Source organism: Pantoea rodasii (assembly GCF_002095465.1).
Taxonomy (GTDB): Bacteria; Pseudomonadota; Gammaproteobacteria; order Enterobacterales; family Enterobacteriaceae; genus Pantoea; species Pantoea rodasii.
The window spans coordinates 1-21,466 of sequence record NZ_MLFP01000025.1 but is presented as its reverse complement, the minus strand read 5'-3'; the positions used below and the strand labels follow the sequence as shown (position 1 = coordinate 21,466).

Annotated in this window: 24 protein-coding genes and 4 pseudogenes; 12 read left to right on the top strand and 16 right to left on the bottom strand. The window is 50.8% G+C overall.

Annotation, left to right across the window (positions count from 1 at the left end; translation table 11 throughout):
- Window positions 1–38: 38 nt before the first annotated feature.
- Entirely contained in the window at window positions 39–296 is a 258-nt protein-coding gene (locus HA45_RS21330) for a hypothetical protein (protein ID WP_100701414.1), read from the top strand.
- 51 nt (window positions 297–347) lie between these two features.
- On the top strand, window positions 348–452 hold the full coding sequence (locus tag HA45_RS29185) for a DUF4113 domain-containing protein (protein WP_366557362.1): 105 nt from the start codon (window positions 348–350) through the stop codon (window positions 450–452).
- 20 nt (window positions 453–472) lie between these two features.
- On the opposite strand, the gene HA45_RS21320 is transcribed toward HA45_RS29185, so the two are convergent.
- The 10 genes from HA45_RS21320 to HA45_RS21270 all read right to left on the bottom strand — a co-directional run bounded on the left by HA45_RS21320 (window position 473) and on the right by HA45_RS21270 (window position 7,722).
- Window positions 473–1,027 carry a plasmid fertility inhibition factor family protein gene (locus tag HA45_RS21320; protein ID WP_240629202.1) on the bottom strand — a complete coding sequence of 185 codons (555 nt, stop codon included), beginning with the start codon at window positions 1,025–1,027 and terminating at the stop codon, window positions 473–475.
- The gene (locus HA45_RS21315) at window positions 1,027–1,659 is read right to left on the bottom strand and encodes a recombinase family protein (protein ID WP_100701413.1); all 633 of its coding nucleotides are present in this window, start codon (window positions 1,657–1,659) and stop codon (window positions 1,027–1,029) included. The genes HA45_RS21320 and HA45_RS21315 overlap by 1 nt, the downstream gene beginning before the upstream one ends.
- Window positions 1,660–2,231: 572 nt before the next feature.
- Entirely contained in the window at window positions 2,232–2,945 is a 714-nt protein-coding gene (locus tag HA45_RS21305) for a hypothetical protein (RefSeq protein WP_100701411.1), read from the bottom strand.
- A 21-nt stretch (window positions 2,946–2,966) separates the two neighbouring features.
- Window positions 2,967–3,227 (bottom strand): adenine nucleotide alpha hydrolase family protein, encoded by a 261-nt coding sequence (locus HA45_RS21300; protein ID WP_100701410.1) that lies wholly within the window; start codon window positions 3,225–3,227, stop codon window positions 2,967–2,969.
- Window positions 3,228–3,234: 7 nt separating this feature from the next.
- Entirely contained in the window at window positions 3,235–3,987 is a 753-nt protein-coding gene (locus HA45_RS21295) for a hypothetical protein (protein WP_128599048.1), read from the bottom strand.
- Window positions 3,968–4,504 carry a histidine phosphatase family protein gene (locus tag HA45_RS21290; RefSeq protein ID WP_128599047.1) on the bottom strand — a complete coding sequence of 179 codons (537 nt, stop codon included), beginning with the start codon at window positions 4,502–4,504 and terminating at the stop codon, window positions 3,968–3,970. Before HA45_RS21290 ends, HA45_RS21295 begins: the two co-directional genes overlap by 20 nt.
- Window positions 4,501–5,148 (bottom strand): hypothetical protein, encoded by a 648-nt coding sequence (locus tag HA45_RS21285; RefSeq protein ID WP_100701407.1) that lies wholly within the window; start codon window positions 5,146–5,148, stop codon window positions 4,501–4,503. Before HA45_RS21285 ends, HA45_RS21290 begins: the two co-directional genes overlap by 4 nt.
- Window positions 5,141–6,256, bottom strand: a complete 1,116-nt coding sequence (locus HA45_RS21280) for a hypothetical protein (protein WP_100701406.1) — start codon at window positions 6,254–6,256, stop codon at window positions 5,141–5,143. The genes HA45_RS21285 and HA45_RS21280 overlap by 8 nt, the downstream gene beginning before the upstream one ends.
- 20 nt (window positions 6,257–6,276) lie before the next feature.
- Complete coding sequence (locus HA45_RS21275; protein WP_100701405.1) at window positions 6,277–7,104, bottom strand: hypothetical protein; 828 nt, start codon at window positions 7,102–7,104, stop codon at window positions 6,277–6,279.
- A gap of 9 nt (window positions 7,105–7,113) precedes the next feature.
- Window positions 7,114–7,722, bottom strand: coding sequence for a hypothetical protein (locus HA45_RS21270; RefSeq protein ID WP_128599046.1), 609 nt, complete (start codon window positions 7,720–7,722; stop codon window positions 7,114–7,116).
- 756 nt (window positions 7,723–8,478) lie between these two features.
- Here HA45_RS21270 and HA45_RS21265 point away from each other — a divergent pair.
- From HA45_RS21265 to HA45_RS21235, 7 genes and pseudogenes are all read left to right on the top strand, one after another.
- Window positions 8,479–8,880 (top strand): VOC family protein, encoded by a 402-nt coding sequence (locus HA45_RS21265; protein ID WP_100701403.1) that lies wholly within the window; start codon window positions 8,479–8,481, stop codon window positions 8,878–8,880.
- A gap of 853 nt (window positions 8,881–9,733) precedes the next feature.
- Complete coding sequence (locus HA45_RS21260; RefSeq protein ID WP_100701402.1) at window positions 9,734–10,054, top strand: hypothetical protein; 321 nt, start codon at window positions 9,734–9,736, stop codon at window positions 10,052–10,054.
- Window positions 10,054–10,497 (top strand): hypothetical protein, encoded by a 444-nt coding sequence (locus HA45_RS21255; RefSeq protein WP_100701401.1) that lies wholly within the window; start codon window positions 10,054–10,056, stop codon window positions 10,495–10,497. The genes HA45_RS21260 and HA45_RS21255 overlap by 1 nt, the downstream gene beginning before the upstream one ends.
- 312 nt (window positions 10,498–10,809) lie before the next feature.
- Window positions 10,810–11,592 (top strand): annotated as a pseudogene (locus tag HA45_RS21250) (tyrosine-type recombinase/integrase).
- A 269-nt stretch (window positions 11,593–11,861) separates the two neighbouring features.
- A complete protein-coding gene (locus tag HA45_RS21245; RefSeq protein ID WP_100701400.1) occupies window positions 11,862–12,482 on the top strand; it encodes an AAA family ATPase in 621 nt (206 codons plus the stop codon).
- 117 nt (window positions 12,483–12,599) lie between these two features.
- Complete coding sequence (locus HA45_RS21240; RefSeq protein WP_100701399.1) at window positions 12,600–12,833, top strand: plasmid partition protein ParG; 234 nt, start codon at window positions 12,600–12,602, stop codon at window positions 12,831–12,833.
- An 83-nt stretch (window positions 12,834–12,916) separates the two neighbouring features.
- A complete protein-coding gene (locus tag HA45_RS21235) occupies window positions 12,917–13,156 on the top strand; it encodes a hypothetical protein (protein WP_100701427.1) in 240 nt (79 codons plus the stop codon).
- A 312-nt stretch (window positions 13,157–13,468) separates the two neighbouring features.
- Here the strand turns inward: HA45_RS21235 and umuC are convergent.
- Window positions 13,469–14,632 (bottom strand): annotated as a pseudogene (gene umuC / locus HA45_RS21225) (translesion error-prone DNA polymerase V subunit UmuC); the annotation flags it as partial.
- A 46-nt stretch (window positions 14,633–14,678) separates the two neighbouring features.
- Here umuC and HA45_RS21220 point away from each other — a divergent pair.
- Together HA45_RS21220 and HA45_RS21210 are read left to right on the top strand one after the other, a co-directional pair.
- The gene (locus HA45_RS21220) at window positions 14,679–15,671 is read left to right on the top strand and encodes a tyrosine-type recombinase/integrase (protein WP_128599044.1); all 993 of its coding nucleotides are present in this window, start codon (window positions 14,679–14,681) and stop codon (window positions 15,669–15,671) included.
- A 384-nt stretch (window positions 15,672–16,055) separates the two neighbouring features.
- Entirely contained in the window at window positions 16,056–17,867 is a 1,812-nt protein-coding gene (locus tag HA45_RS21210; protein WP_244563502.1) for a tyrosine-type recombinase/integrase, read from the top strand.
- Window positions 17,868–17,892: 25 nt separating this feature from the next.
- Here the strand turns inward: HA45_RS21210 and HA45_RS27695 are convergent.
- Both HA45_RS27695 and umuD read right to left on the bottom strand, forming a co-directional pair.
- Window positions 17,893–18,018, bottom strand: a pseudogene (locus tag HA45_RS27695) (Y-family DNA polymerase); the annotation flags it as partial.
- Window positions 18,019–18,026: 8 nt separating this feature from the next.
- Window positions 18,027–18,446: a translesion error-prone DNA polymerase V autoproteolytic subunit gene (gene umuD, locus HA45_RS21200; protein WP_167144175.1), complete on the bottom strand. Its 420-nt coding sequence runs from the start codon at window positions 18,444–18,446 to the stop codon at window positions 18,027–18,029.
- Between the two features lie 624 nt (window positions 18,447–19,070).
- Between umuD and HA45_RS21195 the strand changes: the two genes are divergently transcribed.
- A complete protein-coding gene (locus HA45_RS21195) occupies window positions 19,071–19,280 on the top strand; it encodes a hypothetical protein (protein ID WP_240629173.1) in 210 nt (69 codons plus the stop codon).
- A gap of 208 nt (window positions 19,281–19,488) precedes the next feature.
- Here the strand turns inward: HA45_RS21195 and HA45_RS21190 are convergent.
- From HA45_RS21190 to HA45_RS21175, 3 genes and pseudogenes are all read right to left on the bottom strand, one after another.
- Window positions 19,489–20,057, bottom strand: a pseudogene (locus tag HA45_RS21190) (SOS response-associated peptidase family protein); the annotation flags it as partial.
- Between the two features lie 352 nt (window positions 20,058–20,409).
- Complete coding sequence (locus tag HA45_RS21180) at window positions 20,410–20,631, bottom strand: hypothetical protein (protein ID WP_100700155.1); 222 nt, start codon at window positions 20,629–20,631, stop codon at window positions 20,410–20,412.
- A 279-nt stretch (window positions 20,632–20,910) separates the two neighbouring features.
- Entirely contained in the window at window positions 20,911–21,348 is a 438-nt protein-coding gene (locus tag HA45_RS21175; RefSeq protein ID WP_100700156.1) for a GNAT family N-acetyltransferase, read from the bottom strand.
- Between the last annotated feature and the right edge of the window lie 118 nt (window positions 21,349–21,466).

Here is a 21,466-nt window from a genome sequence, read left to right as displayed (position 1 = left end):
GTTTACACTGTTATCTCGCAATGTATGAGGGGAACCCCGTGGAAAAAAAGCTGAAGCACATGGAGCTTAACGCGCTGGAACGCGACATCTTTGCCTCACAGCACAACACGCTGAACCTGAAGCTTCAGCACCTGGCGGAGGAGTACGCGCACCTTTACGACAGCTACGGTAAGGGACTTGCCGAAATGGGCGAGCAGCTGCTGCATCACGCCGAATTTCTGCACCACAACCGCAAGAACGCGGAGGACGTGAGCTGGGCCGGGCTCCTGAAAGAACTCATGCGCCGCAGCGGGTAGGTTAACTCAGGTGGCACTTAACAATATCGTCCGCTAAGACCGTTGAAAGGTGTGATTTGCGCGTCAGGGGACCACAACAGCAGATGGCAGATGAAACGCGATATGTTCTCGCCCGGGTATACGAACCGACTCCGTGATATTCCGGTCATTAAATAATGACTGGTTTCTACCTGACGTCATATTAACAGCGACTGCAGATATGCAACTGAGACCGGCTGTGTCTTTCTGTCGCCAGCGCCCCGGAAAAGAAGACGGGCGCCTTTCTCTGAGGACACGCTGACAGGAAATATTTCAGCGCCGTTGGCCAGAAGCCAGATGGTGCGCGTGATGCCATCTGTAAAACCTGTATGCATCACAGGCAGACCTCTGTCCATTTCATAATGCGCATCGCACCATGCCAGCTGAACGGGATTGTCACGCCCGTGCGAGAACCCTTTTTCAGCATGATGAAATTTATAATCGTCTCTCCAGGCGGACTCATCGCCGGTTGAGAGCTGGCGCTCCTGCCGAGAGCGGGCCCAGGCATCCAGAAACGGATGCTTTCGGACAATCACTATCCATTTATCTGAATCATGCCGAAGCGACATTTTCATCCATGCGTTTTTGCCATCACGGAGAACGACTGAAAAGGTGCAAATTCTGTCGCCGAATCCCCCGTAATCTCTTTCTATGCTGAAAATACCGCATGTAGCAAAAACGGGGTGTTCACTGATAATCAGGTCTGCACTCACTACGATTTCCCTTCATGATCAGCCTGTCTGCAAACACGAATAACAGTGGCCCGGGAGACGCCAGCTAGCCGGGCCGTTTCGTTAATCGATTTCTCCTGAGTGATTCTCAGGTTACGGACCAGCTCATGTTTTGCGAGGTCCGCCACCCTTCCCCGGAATCTGCCCTGCTCGCGGGCTTTGACGATTCCTTCTGCCTGACGTCGACGCCGGTCCTCATAGTCTTTACGGGATATAGCGGCCAGCATATCCAGCATCATGGCATTGATGGCTTTAAGCATGCTGTGTGTGAAGCTGTCGGTCACTGAGTTGTTCAGGGCAAGGTAGCTGGTAGGGAGATCGAGGCTGACGACTGACAGCTGTTTGTCAGCAATCTGCCAACGCAGTATGTTCCACCCTTCATCATCGAGCCTGGAAAGCCGGTCAACCTGTTCAATCAGAATAACGTCACCTGGCTCTGCGTCATCGAGCAGACGGAGCAGCTCAGGCCGATTCATCGTTGTGCCCGAGATATTGTCAACATACCAGCCGGCAACACGCTTGTTGTGCATCAGGGCAAAATCCCTGAGTGCTTTCTTTGCTCGTGTAGCATCCTGTTCTGAGGTAGATGCGCGGAGATAACCGAAAACGTACATCTGAACTCCAAAAGAATTATTTAGGTGGTATCTCAAATAAGGGTATCACATAGGTGGTTCCATATGCGAGATGAGACATGAAAAACCGTAGTGTCTCTAGGGTATACCGGGGGAGATTGACTGCCCGATTTCGCCCTGAATGGATTATCAGAACGCCCGTATTCAGGGGATATTACATGTTTGTCAGGAATGAAATTGTTCAGAACCTGGATCAGGCCATTGCAAGAGATGAAGTTACACTCTGAAGTTCCAGAATGAGCTGATTCGGGCGACGCTTAATACTGCGGTAGCTATCCGGAGTTAAAGCCTCATCTCCGCAGATTAGGCTTTGCAGGTGAGGACGAACTATTTAAGTAACGTTACTGAGAAGGAGATAAAAAAAGGGAGCCAGAACAGTCAGAATAAATCCGCTAAATATGGCATGGCTGATGAAGGTTTCTTCACAGTTTTCTTTGGTAAAAGGTAGTGCAGAATCCAGGTGACTTTGTGGGTAAGGCGAGTGGAATGATTTAACGTAGGTCCGCGGAAAAGTCATCAGCCCCAAATTCTGATACAGGGCTGACAAATATTTTTCAGAAAAACCGGTGCATAAAATTGCCCAGAAGTGCGTCTTCGTAGCAATCATAGTTGTGCTCAATGACCGCCACGCCCTCTGAGAGCAGGCTGTCCTGAAAATCCTGATACAGACGGTGGCAGGCTGAAAACCATTCTTCCCGATCGATACCCCCACAGAAAAATGCCGGTATCTGGCCGGAACTGACCGCAGCTTCGTGGTTCATTTTTGAACGTTCTGCGGGATAATTGAAGTAGAAGACGCAATCGGACTTACGGTTGGCTGCAACGTAAGAATCATGCAGATTTACATGCAAGGCCGTTTCATTATCGCTGAGTAATGATATCCCGTTCAGCAGTTTGCTGAGCATCAGGTCCTCAGTAAATGACCGCTCAATGATGACATTAAAGCCACAGTTCAGCCACGACTTAATCAGGATGTCCCTCTGGGCCATCATATGATTAATAAAAGAAAAGAAATTGGCTTCTGCCTCTCTCACCCCGTAAGGATGCTGAGGATGCCGGAAAGAACTCTCATCGATAAGTATCGTGTAGTTATCCTGCAGAAACAGGCGGGCACCCAGCCGCCGCATAAATGCAGACTTACCCAGATTGTAATTGCCTGACACGGTGATGAGCAGGGGATCGCGGTCCCTGACGTGTCGCACGGATGGAATGTTCCACGGACTGGTCGTCAGAAAATGGAGGTTTTCTGTGGTGGTTATTCTGGTCATATCCGGCTCCCGATTCTGGCGTCAGTAGGTGGAAATAACGCTCATTACGGGCGTCACAACAATCGTCAGCGGGTGGGAACGCTTTCGCAGCAGAAAGTAAGCCTCATCGCCTGCTTCGATAAAGCGGATCACCGAATGGAAGGGAATGTGCTGTACGGTTTCCTTTGACTGAATGACGATGAATCCGGAGTTAAACGATTTAAGGGTCGCGGCGTCTACTTTACCGCTGCTGAAAGAAACCCCAATCTCTGTATCTAAATATTTGGAAAGGATATTTTCCATGCTTGCCTCACATTGACTGTTTAATTAGCAGTGCGCCGTAAATCAGAATCAGGATGAAAATAAACGCTTTTAATTTCTGATGGTTAACATAAGGCGAGACCAGCGTACGTGAGATAAAGTAGGCCGGAACCGCGATCAGTGAATACAACACGGGAGTGATGCTGACGCCGTGGGTGGAATAGAAGGCAAGCTGTATCATCCCCAGTGATAAATACCCACCGGCGATAAAACGTCTGGCGTCTGTGCTTTCGGCGTATCTGGCGGTACCCGTCAGAGACAGCAGCGATCCTCCGAGACTGGATATGGAATGGATAACGCCAATTGCGGTATTCGTAACGGCAGGTCTGACATTCAGCGTTTTCAGGAATCGTTCCCTGACAGGTGGCACAAAACCTACGAGGCCAGTGAGAAGCAGTATGATCCCCGCAGTCAGTTTGCTGAAGCTTAGGCCGATGACCAGGTTCAGATAGAAAAGGAATGCCGTATAGATGACAGAAATGCTGGCGTACGATACAAGATCGGCGCGCCGGTAGTTGCTGCGTTCGGCCAGAACCTGAAAGACGTTGATGATAAGCGAGCCAGGCAGGCAGATGGAAAGCGCGTGATCAAAGGGATACCCGCTCAGAATCAGGGTCGGGAGGCCTATCATGATTAGGCCAACACCCACAACGGACTGACACAGCGCGCAGAGGATTACGACAGTAGTCAGGTAAAACGTTTCGTTGCTCAGCATCGGTGATTTACTCTCTGCAGGAGCCATGCTTCGTCGTTTTCACAAAGTGTGTGACCGAACAGTTATCTATCTGAGTGCAGAACGAGTCTGAACCGCAGTGAAGGCGCAGGATGGTTTTGATGACGCCGCCATGGGTAAATATCACCACGCGGTCGTGCGCAGCAAGCACGTCTGCGAGCGCAGATTTAATCCCGGCCTTAAAATCCTGATATTCACTGCTGACCTTCCCGTCTGCTTCGGGATAAAAATCCTCCGGGAGACTCAGGCCGCCGCGAACATGAAAGGAGGCTTCCCTGAAGCTCCTGTCAAAATAAACCGATGAGAACCGGGCCCGTGACAAGGCAAGACGGCATGTTTCGACAGCCCTGTGCAGGGGGCTGCTGATGATATGGAAATCAGCCAAGTTCGCGTAAGCCGACAGCGTATTATAGAGCCTTCCCGCCTCTCTTATTCCCTGACCAGTAAGGTGACTGTTCCTGTCCCGGGTAGTGCCGGCCTGCCACTCAGAGTGCCCGTGCCGGATAAGAATAAGCTCTTTCTTCATAGTCTGTTCCGCCTGCTGTCTGTGAAAAACTCCTTCACCGCCTGGGTTTCCCTGAGGGCATCCTGGTCGGATGCTGAGAGATGAAGTCCGTTTGTGGTTGGGGTATACCAGCGGCACTGGCTCAGGTGTGAACGAATGCCCCTGCCCTGCCTGCCCGTCTGAACAGGATCCCCCTGTAAGAGGGGTTTAATTTCTGCCCACGACAGCGATCCGCTTCTGCGAATGATGAACAGATGTACAGAGCCCGGGGTTTCAATAAAAAGGCGCCTCTGATGGGGGCAAAAGGGATTAACCACGCGGAGGTCGCCACGCTGAAGGTAATAATTATCTTCACCCATGCGCAGCGCAGGGTTGAGCGGGGAAATCCACTCATGAAAAAGCTGTTCTTCGTCTGCGTCTGAGGCCGTTTTCAGATAAGTAAATCCACCGATCACCTTTCCTGACAGAGGCTGTTGCGCATTGTTCAGCAGCCGGGCATATACGCGATCAAAAATGATTTCTTTTTTATCGCGGTCATGCACCTCACTGTCAGCCTCTATCGACAGGCCATACGCATCGAGATAACGGCGGACCACGCTGAAGTAGTGGGTGCGATCTTCAGACGTAAACTCCGGTTTAAAGAACATAAGCGCCCTGTCAGACATGTTCTTCTCCCGTAATCGGGGAAGAACCGTTTTTTCTAAACCCTTTAAGAATCATAAGGCAGATGACTGACGTCAGGAAAAGCGCAGAAACCGGCAACGATGCGATACCAAAATGCAGCGGCAGAAGCGGTCCGAGCGTTGCACCCAGGCTTCCTGAAACCAGATAACCCGCCTTGACTAGGTCAAAATCGCCGGAAGCAAAGTGCCGGATGAAGAAACCAAATACCACGCCTTCGATAAGGCCCAGCACGAGGATAATCCCTGCGGCTGCTGGCAGGCTTCCGGCAGAAACAAACTGGGTCTGCAGCCAGAGCACAGCGATAAGCCATGCCAGGAATGAGGTGGGGTAGATCCTGCCGGAAGAAACCACCGCATTGGAAAGGAGAATTCCCGCGCCGTTAACCAGCATCATCCAGTAAAGAGGATTGCTGTCAGGATTCGCCAGAGAATAAGTAAAAAGAAAGTTGTTATACACAAATGTAAAAAGAAAAAAGGGTACGGCAACCAACCCGATTTTTCCCAGAATCAGCATCTGAGGCCTTTTTACGCCACCGGTTGCCGAATTGTTATTGCTGACCGGAATCATTATTTTTCTGTTAGCAACAAGCAGGCATGCGAAAAGCATGAGTGAAGGCAGATTAAAAGCGATGGGATCCGGAATATTAAATGCAGCGATCCCGTTTGAAAATGCGAATCCCAGGGCATAAACCAGCCCCCACATGCACATGACAAGTTCAGTTTTCTCGGGGCGGGCATAGCGCGTAAGCGCTACCGGATAAAAATTCATGATATAGGCAAAAACGAATCCTTCGAGGACCCGCTGAAATAGCATAACGGCGTAAACGTCACGGCAGAAATAATTCAGAGCAAAGGCCGTGGCCTGAAATATTAAAACCATTGCGTGCAGCCCGGAAAGCTTTCCCCGGACTGCTGGTATAGATAGCATAGTCAGGCCAAAAGCCAGGCCGCATAAATTAGAAAGGGAAAAAAGAAAGGCTACTTCATGCGTGGGGTAGCCATACGCCTGGTGTAAATAGTTACTCAGGGACTGATATTTTGCCCCGTTCATGACGGCCAAAATGGCAGTGATAAATATTGCTGGAAGCACGGATTACCCCACGGATATTTTCAGTATTTACCTAGCAGCTTCATGCCACGTTGGTACTTGATGTCATAAATAACATGTGTATCGAAGCGGTTAATCAGTGAGTCACGGAGTGCTTCGATAACCAGAACCACGCGGGGGTCACCCTTGATTTCATCAGAAATACGCGGGTAGAGTGAGAGTTCGACTTCACGAAAACTCTTCCAGTTAGTCGGGTCTTCGGCGTCCTTTCCTGAGCGGAAATCGAACACTGATGAGCGGTCAATCGAGCATCGCAGAACGTCATAACCGTCTATCAGCACGTAAAACGTCGTGCGGTGGCCCTTAAGAACCAGCGCCGGGCTCAGGTGCTCAGGAGAAATCCCCGTGGCCATCTTAAGAAATGTACCGGGCTGATCGACATCATGTCGGGTGATTAAGCTCTTGACGATGCCGACAGCCGACGGACCGCTGGGGTCGTTCTGAATGGTGGCTTTCTCATCACCTTCAAATACGTGCCTGCGATCCAGTCGGTTACCGGTCGAATCTTCCGGCATTTTAAAAGCACAGAAGGCGTGGGTAAGTCTGCTGCATGACGTTCTCAGCAGGGCACCGGTAGGCAGGATGTCATAATGGGGTGTATCGTAATAAACGGCTGTGTTGAGGGGCGGGTTTGCCCTCACCCAGTCGCGTTCTTTGAATTCTACAGAAGGAAACCGGCTCTTTAATTCCAGAGGAACTTCATCAAGCCATTTATAATACTCTTCATCGGTAATATGGTCTGCGAATACCTTTACCGCCAGTTGGCGGAATATGTTGTATTCGCCGTGTTTTTCATGAACTGAACCTTCAGTATCAACGACAAGACTCATAGTAAATCCTCAGATTTTATTCAGGGTGTAAGAAAGCAATTCATGAAGTTCATGCGGTGTATACATGGGAACGTTTGAAACCGTTCCTTCACGTGGATAAAATGTGTTGTAGGTATGGGTATAATTCCTTTTGCGCGGGCCCCGTACAAGGAATGATATGATAGGTTCATCGCCCTCCGGAAAAACGATGCGGTGAATAGCTTCGTTGTGCATCGTATACACATTTCCCGGGCTGACCTTCTTTTCAGCTATCTGGTCGAGATAGACATCTTCTTCAAAGAAGCAGTCGTGGATATTACCTGTGTCAGAGGGTAGATATTTGTATTTTTGAAAGCGAACTTTGGTAATTGATTTCTGAGACGATTCGCTGAATATTTCGTGCACCTGCTCGCCGCATAATACATAAGAAGAAAAGCTGAAGCGGTGATCGTGTATCAGTTCCTGACTAATTTCTGCTTCAGTAAACGGCGGTTTCCATATATGCAACGTCAGGCGGCAGTTATCCTGATTGGCATCATTGATAAGAACGACTTTTGAGAAGTGATTGACGTGTTTGTATGAATTTGAAGCGATCTCGGAAAGATAATCGGGATCCTCGAGAATTTCCTGAATCAGCAAAGGTAGTAATTTTTCATCACGTACGAACTTCAGGAATTCGGAGGATTCCTTAAAAAAAGATCCTCGTCATTCTGATAGTTATTAAGTCTGATGAATCGTTTTCTGACTTCCTGCATAGCGGGACGTGACGCGGCTGCAACTTGCATAGTTCATCCTTATACATACTGAATATAATTCTGTATTTTGCGGTGCCGTGTGGCTCCTTTTAAGGGTCACGACGGAGGCGTTTGCTGATTAGAATGATTTACTATTCGCACTGTTATTGGGGTTTTTTTATATAACTACGGTTAAAGTGTTACCAAGCTAGCAAATGTTTCAAAATATGTATAGTGTAATGCTTCGCTTAAATTTGCTTCATATCTCATTGATAAATATAGATATAAAATGTTAAGAATTTGTTTATATATTTTTGTGATTTTGTTTTCTTCAACGATGTGAATTTACTTTGAATGATTTGATCGTTTTTTGCACATATGGCTGCGTAGATACCATAAATTATGTTTATGATATTTACCTGCAATGAAAACGATTAGTCTGCTATGTAATTTGCACCCAAAAATAGCGAATTTCCCGAAATTTTATTCTGTATCAGGAACTGTTTTTTTCATATTTCAGACAGAGTGGTTCTGTTTTTAATGTTGTGAGTTAAATCAAAATATAAAAAAATACTATCGCTCCGGTACAGAAAACTATTATCGGTTGGGAAAAATGAAAAATCTGTAGTGTAATGTTCAGCTAAATAATCGGGAGAGCATAATGCGCACGCAAAAAAGATGTCTGGGGTATGTAGCCGTTGTAGTCGACGATTATGATCGTGCTATAGAATATTACACGTCGAAACTGGGTTTCACGCTGATAGAAGATACGCCACAGCCCGGCAAGCGCTGGGTCGTGGTCACACCCAATCCGGAAAGCGATTGTAATCTCCTGCTGGCACGCGCTTCGAATGAAAGACAGGAAGGTTTTATCGGAAACCAGTGCGGCGGGAGAGTTTTTCTCTTTCTTCAGACGGACGATTTCTGGAGAGACTATAACAGTATGAAATCAAAGGGCGTTCAGTTCTCGGAGGAGCCTCGGGAAGAAGAGTACGGTACAGTAGTTGTGTTTGAAGATCTCTACGGAAACCGCTGGGATCTTTATCAGAATAAGCACAGCTGATAGCCCTCCCGGACGCGAATGCAGAACGCAGCCGGTAGTGAGACTAAAGCACACGCCAGCCATCAGCTAAATTGCACGAATTATCCGCGCATTCAGCGACCCCGTTTCAGTCGTTTTTTCAACAGCGGCATCTATCTCAGAAGCATAGACCTTACAGAAGACGGACCGGAGCTGCGCCATCTGCCGGAGTCGATCGGGTTCGTTAGAACGTAAAATTCGTAAAAGAAAAAGAGGGCGCTACCGGTTCAATCCCCATAACTTTCCTGCTTTTCGGAAGGCTCCCCCGCTTAATGAATACAAATCCTGCATGCGGCGTTAAATCTCTCCGCTATGCAGGTTTTCTTCTTAAAATGACTTTAGATGCCTTAAAACATTTTTTTTCGTCATCTGAAACCCTCCCTCCTTATTCACTGCATTCAGCATGTCTGTGTTTGTTAAATTCTGCAGATACGGAAAAGGGAGGAACCGGATCTTCTACACCCGCGGGGCGGTTTTCTGCCATGACCACAACATATAGTGGCTGATACAGCTGATTATGGCACAACATATGGGGTGTGTCAGGGAAGGTCCGGCAGGCAAACGGCGCCTGACACGCCGCACCGGGCGCGCCACGCTTCCGGTAAAGTGCTATATTGGGCAGAAAGCGGATCCGGCGCAGGAGGTGATGCGGTAATTGAGGTAAGGGAATATAATCATGATTATTAGTGCGTAATTTATCTTTTCAAGCGTGATAATATCTTTTGATATTTTTTTGTTGGCTAACATTCACCTGAGTTTTAGTAGTTGGCGTGATTGTTAATAAGGGGTTAATTTACATTTGAAATAAATAGCACCATTAACTTTAGGAAAAAATATGGCAGGGGAACAGATTTGGGATACGTGTGAAGACGCACTCCACGATCTTCATAAAGAAGGTCACCCTCTGATTCATGAACGAACAACTGAACATCCGGTGATCAAGGGCGTTGGACAGATTGCCCCGGCCAAACACCTTCTGGATGATAAAGGAAATGTAATTGGCATTTTTGTAGGACCTAAAGGAGTCTGGCGGCGTCGCGTTGAAGATGACTGTGTACGTGATGATCCGGACTTCAGAAAGAACTCAATGATTGTCACGCATGACGTAAACGAAGTTCACTTAATTCCGACCGTTGAAAACGGTGGCCGACTTTAATGGTGTCTGGCGAAAAACTTATCGAATACGGGCTGGTTTCAACGGCATCGCATCCATTGACCGTGGAGATTATTGATCACGGGCCTTGGATCGGGGGTAACGTGGTCACCGGGCTTATCACTGGCCTGCTTACTGGCGGGATTGCGTTGGCGGGCATCTGCCTGACACATTGGCTTACGCAGCGGCGGGAGAAAAAGAAGTCAGATGATAATACTCGGCGGGACCGTTATTTTATCGCCACCGAGCTGGTCTTTCTGCTGGAGCAGTTTGCGGTAGGGTGCGCCGGCGTGACTAATGAATTTGATTATACCTCCGGAGATAAAAGCCCTCAGGTCTCCAGTCCCGTCCTCGATTACTCCGCTGTGACGGGGGGCTGGCGTGCCCTTCCCCCACCGGCTGATGTACAGCATCCGCGAGCTGGCTGTCCTGCAGAAAGAAGCTGACAGATTCGTGGTCGCTTCAGCCGGAAGGGACCACTCATTTCATCATCTTAATAGCGTCAGAGAGCGCCAATATCAGTATGCCTGCCTAGGGCTGAAAGCTCTTTTCTTAGTCAGACTGCTACGGAGGTCGGTTAAATTTACCAAAACCCGTCTTAACAGCTCCCCCTGGTCAGCACAGCAGGTGCTTATGGAAAAGTGGCATCATGAAAGAAAAAGACATTCATAGGCCGCCGTCCCGAACGAAAAACTGATACTGCCAGATACTACGTTTACGGGTTCCGGGGCTGATACAGCTGGCAACGGAGGAAATATATGACTAAGTCATTTTTACCTGCGCTCACCGGGGGCCAGTTACAGCCGGCCCAGCTGCCGATCGCCATTGACTATCCCGCGGCTCTGGCGCTGCGCCAGATGGCCGCGCTGGTTGACGACCTGCCGAGATACCTGCTGGCGCCGGATGTCAGCGCCCTGCTCCACTTAATGCCTGACCTGCGGCGCAAAATGCTGTTCACCACGCTCTGGAACACCGGCGCGCGCATCAGCGAGGCGCTTGCGCTCACGAGAGGGGGACTTTCTGCTGCGTCAGCAGTACCCGTTAGTGCAGCAGGCCACGCTTAAGCAGCGCGAGGATAAGGCAGAGCACCGGGCTGGACGCCGCGCCGCCGGCGTCACGCCCACGGGCTGGTGCCACTGTCCGACGCGCAGTACGTCACGCAGCTGGAGATGATGATCGCCACCCTGCGCATACTCATTGAGAGCCGCTGCGAAAAGACGGGGCGCACGGAGCGGGTGCGGCTATGGGACATCACCGACCGCATGGTGCGCACCTGGCTGAACGTGGCTGCTGAAGCTGCGGCGTCAGAGGGAGTCAGTTTCTCGGTGCCGGTCACCCTGCACACCTTCCGACACAGCTACGCCATGCACATGCTGTACGCCGGCACGCCGCTCAAGGCGCTGCAGAGCCTGCTCGGCCACAAGAGCGCGAAGTCGACGGAGATTTATAGGCGGGTGTTTGCGCTGGACGTCGCGGCGCGGCACCTGGTGCAGTTTCAGATGCCGGGCAATGAGGCTGTGGCGATGCTGAGGAAAGGATGACACTGGGTAGGGCTCGTAAATTTGTGTTTCGTTTATCGATGCCTGCATCTTCAGAACATCATTTGAATAAAAACTCATATGTGTTTTTACTCAAATGAGTTTTTACGATTACGTTGCTTTTTGTTATCAATAACATAGTGATGTTTCGTGAGTTTATACTCATTTGTGTTTTTGAGTTAATGTGTAAAAGCACTTTAAGCATGCGCTTTAAGTATCTATACTCATTTACTCATAGATTCATTTGAGTTTTAACGTTGGGATTATCTAATATGAAGGTTATTTCTTTTCTGAACCCAAAAGGTGGTTCTGGTAAGACGACAGCTGTTATCAATGTCAGCACTTCTATGGCCAGAAGCGGGTACAATATTGCTGTAGTTGATACAGACCCCCAGATGAGCCTGACAAACTGGAGTAAGTCTGACAAAGCAACTTTCGATGTATATACAGCTACCTCAGAAAAAGATGTTTACGGAATCCGCAAAGATCTTGCTGAGTATGATTACGTTATCGTCGACGGTGCTGGTTCGCTTTCCGTAATCACCTCTGCTGCCGTGATGGTCAGCGATCTAGTCATAATTCCTGTTACTCCAAGTCCTTTAGATTTCTCTGCAGCTGGCAGTGTTGTTACGGTGCTTGAAGCGCAAGCATACAGCCGAAAAGTTGAAGCCCGTTTCCTGATCACTCGAAAAATCGAGCAGGCAACCATGCTCAATGTTCTTAAAGAAAGCATCAAGGATACCGGTGTCAAATGTTTTCGCACTGCAATAACTCAGCGACAGGTGTATATAAAATCAATTCTCGATGGTGACAGTGTGTTTGAATCCAATGATGGTGCAGCTAAGGGTGAGATAGAAATCCTTACAAAAGAGATAGTTAGTAGTGTTGAGTGATTGAGTATTTACACATATGAGTGTTAATTATACTCAGATACTCAGATACTCAGATACTCAGATACTCAGATACTCAGATACTCAGATACTCAGTGAAATTTTTCCGTGGAGAGTCACATGGCGCTTGAAAAGGCTCATAGCAGCAGTAATAAGAAAATGACTTTTGGTGAAAACAGAGATCTTAAAAATGTAGTCACCACTCCAGTTGTGACTGGAAAAGCTAAGCGTGTAAACGTCAATTTTGATGAGGAAAAGCACCAAAGATTCAAGGCTGCTTGCGCCAGAAAAGGTACTTCTATAACAGACGTAATCAACCTCCTTGTTGATGACTGGCTGAAAAGGAACGATTAAAAGCGATCCCCTGATTAATCTACTGGCTATAGAGTTGCAAGCCATTTGAGAAGATGTTGGGGGCACTGAATCTGAAGGTCACAATGAACAGACTGATCAATTTAATTTTGGGATTTATGGGGCTTATAAAGCTTGATGGAAAAGACAGAAAAAGTGCTGCTGAATGGGGATTCCTGCTGAGTGCGGTATTTATCGTGCCCCTCTTCTTCATGCCGCACGCCAGCGAGTTGATAAAAATCGGCCTGCAGCTACTGTGGGGCGCTTGCGTGTCGCGTGCGGCATTCATGGCCAATGATACCTGGAAGAAAAACAGCTCACGCTGAAGAATACAGCAAAAAAAAGCACCAAGATGGGAATACAGGGTCTATTGCAGCAGACGCTCGGGTATGGAGTGAACCTGCATGGGTTTACTCAGTCAGCCGACATGTTAAAGGGATGGTACTGCCGGCGTCGCCCTGCTTTTGCAGACTGGATGCGTCAACTTTCAAGTGGTGACAAGTTGCCACGCGGTAGTTATTTCAGCGGTAAGAAACCAGGCAAGCCTCTGTATATTGTGGATGAATTCTGGCATTGATTTTCCTGAGAGGGCAGGGTGACGGCAGGCATCAGCTCCAGCTTTCGCTGTCTGCGCATGGCTATTTAACGCGCGCCACGGGAATGTCACTCCAGCGCGTGGTCCATGCCGGGGACAACATCTCCCGTTTCATTTTCCATTCCGTATTTAATCCCTGACCCGCAAACCACAGGTTGCCAAGCCCGGACTGGTTAATACCGTCCAGCACTTTCATCAGCTGCGCGCTGTTGCGCCGCGGGCCGTCCTCATCGAACAGATTCAGCTGGCTGACGCCATTTGGCGTAAAGTCATCAAGCATGATCCCGGCCTTCATGTAGCGGCGCCCCTCCAGCCAGATGCGGTCCAGGCTGCGCATGGCCACCTCAATGACGTCACGTGTGTCCTGGGTAGGCACCTTCAGGATCTCGCCGGCGCTGTTGCCGTAAAATACCTCGCCGGGTGCGTGAGGAGAGGTGCGGATAAAAATGCCCACGCGGCGGCAGAACTGCCGCTCTCCGCGCAGCTTTTCGGACGCGCGTGTCGCGTACTGACAGAGTGCCTGCTGCATGGCCACTTTTGACGTAATGCGCTCGCCAAACGATCGCGAGCAGACGATCTGCTGTTTCGTCGGCGCAAACTCTTCCAGCGGAATGCAGGACTCGCCGTTCAGCTCCCGCACCGTGCGCTCCAGCACCACGCTGAAGTTTTTCCGGATGAGGGCAGGGTGAGCGCGCGACAGCTGCAGGGCATTTTCAATGCCCATGATGTTCAGCTTCTTTGCGATGCGCCTGCCGACGCCCCAGATTTCTTCCACCGGCTGATTCTGCAGGAGCGTGGCGGTCCGCTTCGGGTTGCCCGTGGTCAGCGCCAGCACGCCCTTAAACTGCTTCCATTCTTTGCTCGCCCACTGAGCGCTTTTGGCCAGCGTTTTGGTCGGACCCATGCCGACGCCCACGGTCAGACCGGTTGTGGCCAGCACGTGAGCGCGCAGGCGCTGCCCGAAGTGCTCAAAGTCTTCGCAGCCATCGATGCCGGTTATGTCGAGGAACATCTCGTCAATCGAATACTGCTCGACCTTTGGCGTCAGCTCCTCGAGGGCCGTCATGACCCTCTGCGACATAGAATGGTATAAGGCGTAATTTGAGCTAAATACATGTATTTTTTCATAATATCCCTCATTTTTTATCTGAAACCACGGCGCGCCCATTTTAATACCCAGCAGCTTGGCGTCTATGTTATTTGGAATTGACTATATTTCATACAACACATGCTGATTTTAGTAAGGGGGCACTGTGCAGAAAAAACGGCTGGATACACTGCCTTTTCTGGCAGCCGATCCTTCAGCACTCCGGTGGGTATGCCTGCAGGAAGACCTGCTGCGTGCCCCAAACACTGTTGATGCCTATGCCCGTGGCATCAATGACTGGCTCGCTTTCTGCCACTCCGTTGCTCAGACTGCTGTTGCCGCTGGGCGTGACACGGTCGCACTCTATGTGCGTAGTCTGCACCTCAGTCGCCAGCTCGCGGCTGCCACTATCCGTCACCGGCTGACGGTGGTACGACTTTACTGTGACTGGCTCTGTGAGGAGGGGTTGCGGGAGAAAAATCCGGTCAGACGGGGCATCTGGAAAAACAACGGGAAGGGAAGACCGGGCATCGTACCGGTGCAGCGGCGGCTGCCGTGGATCCCCGATGATGAGGACTGGGTGCATTTTCTGGAGGTGGCGGGACGGGCTGATATCCGGACCCGTTTTATGCTGGCGCTGGCCTACGATTGTGCGCTGCGCAGAGAAGAGCTCTGTAAAATTGCCACAGACGATATCGATCCGGCCCGGCGGCTGCTTACTGTACGCGCTGAGAACACCAAAAACCGCTGTGGCCGCGTGGTGCCTTATTCGTCAGTTACCGGAGAACTCTTTATGGACTGGCTGGCTGAACGTCGCCAGCTCAGCACATCCCGAGGCCCGCTTTTTCTGTCGAGATCACCGCGTAACCGGGCGGAACCCGTCAGCGGCTGGACCTGGTCCAAGATCGTACGCAGTCTTGCGCTTAAGGCAGGCCAGCCATCCATCAGCACCCACACCTTCCGGCATCTCTGCCTGACGGAACTGGCCCGTGCCGGCTGGGACATCCATGAGATTGCTATGTTCGCCGGCCATCGCCGCATCCAGTCAACGCTGCTGTATATTCATCTCAGCGCCCGTGACCTGAGCCAACGCTTCGGGCGCACGGTAGCATCCCTGCGTACCAATACGCTCGCCGTACTACGTGAATCTACACAGTGATGCGCTCCGATAAGCGGGCTCCCTGCCCGGCAGAGTCGTTTGTCTTTCCTGACCCGCGGTGGGATGCGCGATCTGATTTTTGTCAGGTGAACCTGAAGCTCTGGATATGCTAATCGATCACTTTCGGCAAGGTGGAAAAAACTGGCCACCTTGTGCGCTGGAGCCGCTTTCCCGCCTTACGCTGCCGTTACGTCACATACTGACCAGGATGCATACGGCCAGCGCGCCATATAATTCAGCCATTCATGATATAGTCCTTGAGATGCAGCGTACCCGGAAAACGTACTGGGCCTGGTCTGCGGAAGAATGGTCTGCGGTCATCGGCAGTACTGAAGGTGAATTTCGCCGGCGTTTGGTGCGAGCGGCAACTGCCGGCAGTATGTGATGGCGATCGCCTGGCTGTTATGCGGTTTTGACCGGCTGGAGCACTGCGGCGCGTTTTTCCAGTATCGCCTCTGCCTGAAGGTGTTTGGCCGACAGACCATGGAGGCTGCCGTTACCCTGTTTGATGATATGGCCTGTCAGCTGGGGTATGCTGAGCGGGAGTGCAGCGACAGTCGTATCAGAAATGCCCTGTGTATGGCCATGCTAATCCAGCATGAACCCCGCCCGGACAAACTTACGGTGGAGACTTTACAGCGCATTTCTGCAACGGGACCGGCTTATATCCGGTCAGCCTCTGCCACGCTGTCGCGCATACTGGCTGCCTCGGGCATCATTGCGCAGGGCTTTGACCACCGCATCAGGCCACGCCGCCGCCCGCCTCATGAGTACGTAGCGGTCGCTGACGTTCCCGCTGAATGGCTGTCATGGTGCGAACGGTGGAAAGCCACCTCAGTACTGCGTCCTTCTACCGTTCTGAGCTGCTGGTATGTTTTACTGAAATGCGGCCGCTGGCTGGCGGCACGCCATCCGGCTTTACTTTCACCTGCAGACTGGACGCGTGACACCGCCATTGGCTGGGTGACAGCAGCATGCGGCATGAAGATTGGTGACTGGTCAAATCCTGGTGGGATGTATAAGGAACGCCAGGGGATGCTGATGATGCCCGCCGCCCGGAAAGGACTGATCAGGCACGTACAGACATTCTTCCATGACCTGCAGGAATGGGGCTGGATCCCCGTTAAATTTAGCCCGGAGAGGGTGTTCCGCGCTCCGCGCAGCCTGACATCTTTAATCGGCCCTGCGCCTCGCCCCGTGGCCGACGACATCTGGTGTAAATTGCTTCACGCCGGCCTTAATCTTCATGAATCCGATCTGTCGGTCAGTGCAACCTCGCCCTACTATTATCCGCTGGAAATGGTCTCTGCGATCAGTGTTCTCTGGCTTTTTGGGGGGCTGAGGCGGGATGAAATCCTTCGTATGCGCTGCGGCTGTATCAGCTGGCAGCTGCCGGAAGACAATAATTCACCCCGTATCTGCCTGCTGGACGTGCCGGTCAGCAAGACCTGGGCGGCATTTACCAAACCGGTAGATCCGGCTGTAGGAAAATCGATCGAACGGTGGGAGCAGGTTCGAAGGGCGCAACCGGCGCAGGAAGATCTCAAAACCGGCGAAAGCGTGCATTTTCTGTTTATGCACCGGGGAAAATGCGTTAATCCGGGCTACATCAATAAATCTCTTATCCCTTTATTATGCAAAAAGGCTGGCCTGCCGGAGCATGATGCCAGAGGCAGGATCACCAGCCACCGGGCAAGAGCGACCATCGCCAGTCAGCTTTATAACGCCCGGGAGCCGCTGGATATTTTTGAACTTCAAAAATGGCTGGGACACGCTTCGCCAGAGTCTACGCGCCATTATGTCGATATTACGCCAACCAGGCTGGCGGGTTCACTGGAGAATGCAGGCTATTTTGAAAGGAATCGCCGCATGGTTACAGTTCTGATCGATCAGAACGTGATCGCATCAGGACAGTCTGCCGAAGGTAAGCCCTGGCGTTATTATGATCTTGGTCACGGATTATGTAGCTATGATTTTTTTGACCAGTGTCCGCATCGCATGGCCTGTGCAAAATGCGCGTTTTACATGCCGAAATCATCCTCTTCAACCCAATATCTGGAAAGTCAGCAGAGCCTGATACGAATGATGCAGGAAATTCCTTTAACTGATGACGAGCAGGCTGCTGTAGAAAACGACGCTGCGGCAGTGGCTGCCCTGATTAATAAGTTAAAAGATGTTGCGACACCAGATAAATAAACCAGTATTGAAATTCCACATAACCCGCTGAACGTGCAATCACGCAGCCGTCGTTGTTGCTGAGCACCACCACCGGCTTACCGCGCAGGTCCGGGCGAAACAGCGCCTCGCAGCTGGCGTAAAACGAATTCACGTCGGCCAGTCCGAACATGGGCATGTTTACCTCCGGCGCGCACGCGTGCTGTTAAAGAACCAGGTCACAACGCCGAGCAGCTGCAGCTCTTCCGGGTAAATGGTGGAGTAGGCCGGATTCATGGGCAGCAGGGCGAGGCGGGGGTGCAGCTGCAGGCGTTTAACCGTGAATTCCCCGTTGACCTCCGCAATCACGACATCGCCGTGCGATGCCTCCTCGGCCCGGTCAACCACCATAACGTCTCCATCGTACAGCCCCAGCCCTTCCATGCTGCTGCCGCTGGCGCGCACAAAGAAGGTTGAGGCGCGCCGGCGGATGCAGAGTTCGTTCAGGTCGAGCTCGGACTCTACGTAGTCCTGTGCAGGAGAGGGGAATCCAGCCGCACACGGGTCAGCGAACAGCGGGACCCGTACACGCGGCGTAAAGATGGGGGGCCAGAGCAGCATCAGGCCGGGGCTGTACGCTGCCGGTTTCACTGTAAACTCCCGGCAGACGTTGCGGGAGTAAGGGTGGGTGCTGTATGTAATTGGTGCATAAAATCCTCCTCTGATAATACTGTTTATATATACAGTATTATTGAGTGGCATTTATCTGGCAAGAGGCAGTCCGGCAGTTACGCCCGGAAACGGATTTATGTGGCTGAGAGTGGGGAAAAATTTTTCCGCCGCACACTCTCCGGGCATCTATGCTGATACCGGGCCTGGGCAACGTACGGAAGCGTTTCCGGGCTGTACACCAGCAGCCTGGCTTTCCGCGGTCGGGCTCCTTTATCTTTCTTTCCTGATCCCGGCACCGGAGCGTAAGCAGTCTTTGCGGGCATCGGTGACGTGACGCTTCCTCGTCACGACTGTTCGTTCCTCGCGCTGCTGCGGTACGCCTCAGCCGTGACTGCGGCAAGCGTTGGGTTCTGGCAGTTAACGGCAGGTATTTTTTCCGGACCCGTTGTGCAGACCGGACGGAGCGCATTAATCTGGACGAAACCTCTTCATAACCTCCCGGGGTAATCTATCGACGGCCATACCTCTCCCGCACGCTTTCTCGCTTATCTGCTGACTGAGCATGATATCTCCGTGACGCAGCTGTGTGACCGCAGCGGGCTGGACAGCGATATCGCCTGGGCTTTTCTGGCGGGGCGACTGCCGGTGACGCAGACGCTGGCTGAGCAACTGGGGATAGTGTTCCATTCATCCGGATTCTGGCTGACCCGTCAGGCCATCTGGACGCGGGCCGAATCAGATGCTGCCGCACCGGGCGATGGCGACAGGGCGCCGCTGTGCTAAATTAACAGGTGCCGGTACGGGATTATCTTCTCCTTATTCACCAGGGGTAAATAAACTGTAGCCCGTACCGGCGCCAGTCAGACACTGATGTCTGACGACTCTGTCAGCTGCCATTAATGCACCGGATAATGTCAGGCCCCTGATTGTGAACGTTGCCGACTTTTGTCGCTACCGGATGCCAGGTAAAGTCGGTTTCAGGCAGCGCGCTGTCATGCGCAATTTCAGCAGCGCGCGCCGGTGAAGTGTCCTGACTGAGCCATTCCCGGACCGCGTCCGCCCTAAGGACAAGAGGACGGCGATCATGTATGTCCACCATGCCCTGATTGCTGGCAGCGGTGACGATGACAAAACCCTCCTGCCCGTGTTCCCGATCAAAAGGCGGCTTCCCGATGGCCAAAAAAACAACGGTTCTTTGTCCCTTTGATAAATAAAATAGGGCTGTTTTTGGTCGCCGTCTCTTTTCCACTCAAACCAGCCGGATGCCGGCACAATAGCTCGGCCATGCTCCCACAAAGGCTTAAACATACGCCCTGTCGCAGCTGTTTCGCTGCGGGCGTTGATGAGCGGAGGCTTATCCCACCACTCCGGACCATAGCCCCAGTACACGGGGTCAAACTTCAGATCGCCGTTGCGCTCATTAAGTAACAGGACCTTCGTGCCCGGAGACACGTTATAACGGCCGATGGGCTCTGCGTCGTAGGTTAATTCCTCCGAGCCAATGCCCAGAGCTTCGAAAAAATCATTTCTGCTGTTGTATTGCGCAAAACGTCCACACATAAGCACCTCCTGCTATTCAGCATAGGCGGTAAACTTTTATCCGGAGGGTTCATCATGTCACATAACTCTGCATCCCGGTCGAGAAGAGCGCAACCCTATTGACGTGGATTGAGCCGCGTCCGGAGAGCGTCTGAATCTGCCGGTAACCCCGGCAGGGGCAGGGCGCCAGCAGTCAGAAAAGTTAAGTGAGCACTTCATTGAGCGACTGGAAATCTATCGCAAAGAATCGTTGTGTTATCCGGGGAACGGCGTCCCCGTATATCAAAAGAAAGTTGATAATCAGTGTCTGTAGACATGGCTGACAGCGTTGTGTGAATTTACGCGCAGCAGTTCGGTTTAATACTGTTTTTGGCTATTTCTGGCTTTGCTGTGTGGATTTATCTTCTTTTTGTTTTTTATTGGCCACATGATGGCCTACTGCGCATCCTGCCGCTGCTCCTGCAACACCATGATGAGCGACATGACCTGCTACCCCCCCAACAACCGCACCTTTCACGCACCCCTTTGCTTCTGCCTGTGAACTGAATACAACGAGAAGGCTGGCGGCCAGTAAAGCTAATGATAATTTTTTCATGCTGTTACTCCTTTAAATACTGGTATCTTCCAGTGCTAAAAAGCATAACCATAATTTTTATAGCAATTGTCCAAATGCATAAAAATAAAAACTTAATTACCCCTGGAAACAACTCTCTTGGTTTTACCGTGCAGCAGCTACCTGCTCACTACCAGTTTTAATGTGTGGGGGCTGGTCTTTTCCTTAAAAATTATTATGTCTTGATGTCAACAATTTCCGTTTTAGCACTCAGGAACCATCGGCAATCTCTAAGGCAGCTATGAGCGAACAGCAGACCTTTCATAAAGACTTTTTCATAAAAATACGGCTTGTCCCTTCGGGTTTGCAGTCGATACGTCCAAATTCTTCCCAACCGTGCTTTTTATAGAATTCAGGGGCCTGGAAGCTAATTGTGTATAAGAATGCGGCAGTACAGCCTCTTCTTCTTCCTTCCTCCTCGAAGTGTAAAAGGATTTCTGTACCAATCCCCTTACTCCGCAACTCCGGTGGAAGATAGAAAAGGTCTATAAAAAGCAGACCCAATGAAGAACGCCCATGCATTCCCCCTAGTATTTCACCGTTTGTCTTTGATTTTATTAATACAGATAATGGCAGGCGGTCACTCATTCCCGTCATTAAATCGTTGAAATTGTTGAGACCTTCTTCAATCGGAATCAATTGCTCAGAGTTAGGATCTGCGCAGATCTCCAAATTTAGCCCTTCAAAAATGCCATTCATTTAAAATGTCCTTATAAATTCAAGTGCTGTTTAAATATACAGTCATCAAACGCAATCACAAGAGTTTTGTCTTTTATGGGTTGCGTTTAAGCTGCATGATCAACTTCCGCTTATGGCT